At 43.0% G+C, this 523-nt stretch carries 2 protein-coding genes; both read right to left on the bottom strand.

Features of this window, described 5'->3' with window-relative positions:
* On the bottom strand, positions 1-223 hold a 223-nt coding region (locus R8O10_RS27390; protein WP_318192259.1), incomplete at its 3' end, for a transposase.
* A 73-nt stretch (positions 224-296) separates the two neighbouring features.
* Positions 297-523: cystatin family protein (locus R8O10_RS27385; protein WP_318192258.1), on the bottom strand; the 227-nt coding region annotated here is incomplete at its 5' end.

Genomic DNA, 523 nt, shown 5'->3' with positions numbered 1-523 from the left:
TTCCATCATCGGTGATGATTGATTTACCCGAGTAGCCATTGCGGGAGTTGGAGCTGGTTCTGGGTTGGTGTTTTTGATATCCAAGGTGCTCATCGAGTTCAGCGTTTAACGCCGTTTCAACGGTCACCTTGGTTAACATTTTACGGAAGTCGTCCAGATCAGATTCTGTTTTAATTGACTTCGCTGCTTCACGAGCAAAAGCTTCAAGTGCTTTCTTATCCATATTGTCCATCCTTAGCCTTTAAGGCTTAAGTTTAGACAGTTACACAGAATTCAGGACACTCTCACTCTGATACTTATTGTTCGCAGAAGTGACCTTCTTTTGGCGATTGAGTAATCGCGTACTCTCCGTCGAGATTACGATACACAATAGTGTTCCAAATCGAGCCATCATCCATTTCAAATTCAATTGCGTAGTTCACACCGCTCACTATTTGTGCATGAACTGTCAGAATTTGTTTGAATGACGAAAGAGTATCCATTTGTTTCAGGACAAAGGCCATCGCCTTTTGTGCATCAGGGG

The sequence above is a fragment of the Vibrio sp. 1727 genome (genome assembly GCF_033344415.1).
In the GTDB taxonomy this organism is placed as follows: domain Bacteria; phylum Pseudomonadota; class Gammaproteobacteria; order Enterobacterales; family Vibrionaceae; genus Vibrio; species Vibrio alginolyticus.
Note: the sequence above shows the minus strand (reverse complement) of the source record. Positions and strands in the feature narration are given on the sequence as shown.